The organism is Actinophytocola sp., from assembly GCF_045807065.1.
Taxonomy (GTDB): domain Bacteria; phylum Actinomycetota; class Actinomycetes; order Mycobacteriales; family Pseudonocardiaceae; genus Actinophytocola.
This window is the reverse complement of record NZ_JBJMIE010000240.1, coordinates 1-2895: the sequence shown is the minus strand read 5'-3', so window position 1 is coordinate 2895 and position 2895 is coordinate 1. Positions and strand designations below refer to the sequence as shown.

Below are 2895 nucleotides of genomic sequence, written 5' to 3'. Positions count from 1 at the left end.
GCCGCGGGTCTCGCCGTGCACGCCGTCGGCGGTCTCGTAGCCGGCGCCCCGCTCGGGCAGCACGGTGACGCCCTCGCCGAGCCAGATCGCGATGCCGCCCGGGGACGTGATGAAGCTCCACACGTGCTCGACGGGGTGGTCGACCGTCTTCGACACGCCGATCTCCCAGCCGGCGTCGCGGGTGTGGCCGACCTCGCGTCTCACGCCCGCACCGCCGCGACCGCGCTGACCTCCAGGAGCGCGCCCGGCACACCCAGCCCGGCCACCCGCGCGCCCACGACCGGCGGCGCGGCACCCGCGAGGTCGGCGGCCGCGACCGGGTAGGCCGCGTTGAGGTCGACGCCATCGACGAACAGGATCGTCATCATCACCAGGTCCTGGACGGTCGCACCCGCCGCGGCCAGCGCGATCTTCAGGTTCGCCATCACCTGCCGGGTCTGCGCGGCGACGTCGTCCCCGCCGACCAGCGCGCCGGTGCCGTCGACGGCGTTCTGGCCGCCGATGTAGATGGTCGTCGCACCCGGCGGCACGATCGCGACGTGCGTGAAGGCGGGTGACTGGACGAGCCCGTCCGGGCGGAGCAGTTGAGTCATGCGGTACAGCATGCCGGCAATTGCGGACAGATACTGTCAGGGTTATGCGCACGACCAGCCGGCGCCTGGAGACGCTCTCGCTGCTGCAGGCGCACCCGGGTATCTCGGCCACCCAGCTCGCGGCCAGGCTCGGCGTCACCGAACGCACCGCGCGCCGCGACGTCGCCCAGCTGCGGGAGGTCGGCTACCGCATCGACGCCGAGCCCGGGCGGACGGGCGGCTACCGGCTTGCGGGGGGCGCCACGATGCCCCCGCTCCTGCTCGACGCGGACGAGGTGGCCGCGGTCGCCGTCGGCCTGCGCACCGCCGTCGCCGTGGCGGGCCTCGAGACCGCGGCGGTCACGGCGCTGGCCAAGCTCACGCAGGTCGTGCCGGCGCGCTGGCAGTCCCGGCTCGCCGCCCTCGGTGACGTGCAGGCGCCGGCCGCACCGCACCGCCTCGCCGACCGGGACGTGCTCGTCCCGCTTGCCCTCGCCTGCCGCGCGGAGGAAGCCGTTCGCGTCCGGCACGTCGGCCGTTCCGTTGACGTGCAGCCCCTCCGGTTGGTCACGCTGCGTCGCCGGTGGTATCTGGTGGCGTGCCCGCGCGGTGGTGACTGGCTGGTCTACGCCCTGGACCGGGTCGAGCACGTCCAGCCGCTCGGCACCCGGTTCCCGACGCCCTCGCCGCCGGTCGACGCGGCGGCGTTCGTCGCCGACACGCTCGCGCACGGGCCGTGGCGGCACCGCGTGCGCGTGCTGGTCCACACGTCGGCCGATCTGGTCCGCGAACTGGTCGACCCCACCGTGGCCGAGGTGGTCGAGGCCGGCGACGAGTGCGAGCTGCACTTCGGCACGGACGACCTCGACTGGGCGGCGCGCTGGCTCGCCTGTCTCGGTGTGGATCTCGACGTGCTCGAACCGGCCCCACTCGTCGACCGGATGCGGGCGCTGGGTCGCTGGCTGCTCGACCGGTACTAACTTGACAGGCAAGTGCGTACTTGCATAACGTTCCGTGTGTGGGTGACGTCTTCAAGGCCTTGGCCGATCCCACGCGCCGCACGATCCTCGACGAGCTGACCGACCGGAACGGGCAGACGCTGTTCGAGATCTGCGCCCGACTGGCGACCAAGCACGGACTCGGCTCGTCACGGCAGGCGATCTCGCAGCACCTTGACGTTCTGGAGGAGGCCGGTCTGGTCGAGATCAGACGCGAGGGTAGGTACAAGTTCCACTACATCAACACCGCGCCGCTCGAACCGATCGTCGAGCGGTGGTTGAAGAAGGGGTCGGCATGAGGATCAACCTGGCCAGCGTGTTGGTTGATGACGAGGAGAAGGCGCTGCGCTTCTACACCTCGGTTCTCGGCTTCAAGGAGAAGACGAACGTGCCGATGGGCGAGCATCGGTGGATCACCGTCGTGTCTGCCGAGAGTCCCGACGGTGTGGAGTTGTTGCTCGAGCCTGACGGGCATCCGGCGGCCGGGCCGTTCAAGCGGGCGTTGGTTGATGACGGTATTCCGTTCACGTCGTTCGCCGTTGATGACGTGCGGGCGGAGTATGAGCGGTTGCGTGGTCTTGGGGTGCGGTTCACCCAGGAGCCTACGGACATGGGGCCGGTTGTTACCGCGGTGTTCGATGACACTTGTGGGAATTTGATTCAGATCGCTCAGTACGTGGGGTAGTGGGTTCCTTTTTGTTGTGCTCTTTTGGGGTTTTGCGTCCTCGTTGATGTTGTCGGGGCCGGTTCCTCGATGTTTGGTGAGCGCTTTTAGCTCGTGTGTCCTTGTGGTTGGTGGGTTCGGTGGTGCGCGCCTTGTTCTCGGGTTTGGTGGTGGGTTTGGTGGTGCGCGCTGCGTCCTCGGTGTTCGGTGGTGGTGGCGGGATTGTACGGGCGGCGACTCACGCGTCAAGGGCGCCTTCGGCGTCGGGCTTCGCCCGATGTCGCTTCGCTCCACCCTTGACCCGCGAGCCTCCGCCGCCCTGGGCAGGCCCCTTCGGGGGCAGGCTGGCGCCTGCCCGCCTTGCCCCCGCCACCACCACCGAACTGCCTTGGGGGGAGGTTTGTTTCGCCGCTCTGGCCACGGGGTTTGGGTTCGGCTTGGTCGCTTTGGCGATGGGTTTGGGTTTGGCTTGGTCGCTTTGGTGACTGGTCTGGGTTTGGCTCGGTCGCTTTGGCGATGGGTCTGGGTTCGGCTCCGCTACTTTGGCGATGGGAGCTTGGGTCGCCGCAGTCACCGGCGGCTGGCGCCTGCCTCCGCCTCCCCTCCGCCGCAGCGGTCCACGCTTCCGTCACCCCGGCCACGCCGCTTGGGCCGCCTTCGT

The 2895-nt window shown here is 69.6% G+C and carries 4 protein-coding genes and 1 pseudogene; 3 read left to right on the top strand and 2 right to left on the bottom strand.

Features of this window, described 5'->3' with window-relative positions; all coding sequences use genetic code 11:
* Together ACJ73U_RS14155 and ACJ73U_RS14150 are read right to left on the bottom strand one after the other, a co-directional pair.
* Positions 1-204 (bottom strand): annotated as a pseudogene (locus ACJ73U_RS14155) (SRPBCC domain-containing protein); the annotation flags it as partial.
* On the bottom strand, positions 201-593 hold the full coding sequence (locus tag ACJ73U_RS14150) for a RidA family protein (RefSeq protein WP_407778062.1): 393 nt from the start codon (positions 591-593) through the stop codon (positions 201-203). The pseudogene ACJ73U_RS14155 and the gene ACJ73U_RS14150, both read right to left, overlap by 4 nt.
* A gap of 44 nt (positions 594-637) precedes the next feature.
* On the opposite strand from ACJ73U_RS14150, the gene ACJ73U_RS14145 reads away from it, so the two are divergent.
* From ACJ73U_RS14145 to ACJ73U_RS14135, 3 genes are read left to right on the top strand one after another with little or no spacing between them, the layout of a single operon-like run.
* Positions 638-1552, top strand: coding sequence for a helix-turn-helix transcriptional regulator (locus ACJ73U_RS14145; protein WP_407778061.1), 915 nt, complete (start codon positions 638-640; stop codon positions 1550-1552).
* 38 nt (positions 1553-1590) lie between these two features.
* Positions 1591-1869 (top strand): ArsR/SmtB family transcription factor, encoded by a 279-nt coding sequence (locus ACJ73U_RS14140; protein ID WP_407778060.1) that lies wholly within the window; start codon positions 1591-1593, stop codon positions 1867-1869.
* Positions 1866-2255, top strand: a complete 390-nt coding sequence (locus ACJ73U_RS14135; RefSeq protein ID WP_407778059.1) for a VOC family protein — start codon at positions 1866-1868, stop codon at positions 2253-2255. Before ACJ73U_RS14140 ends, ACJ73U_RS14135 begins: the two co-directional genes overlap by 4 nt.
* Positions 2256-2895 lie beyond the last annotated feature (640 nt).

Coding starts and splice junctions, on each gene's coding strand:
- ACJ73U_RS14150 (WP_407778062.1), bottom strand. CDS start 593: ATGACTCAACTGCTCCGCCCGGACGGGCTCGTCCAGTCACCCGCCTTC.
- ACJ73U_RS14145 (WP_407778061.1), top strand. CDS start 638: ATGCGCACGACCAGCCGGCGCCTGGAGACGCTCTCGCTGCTGCAGGCG.
- ACJ73U_RS14135 (WP_407778059.1), top strand. CDS start 1,866: ATGAGGATCAACCTGGCCAGCGTGTTGGTTGATGACGAGGAGAAGGCG.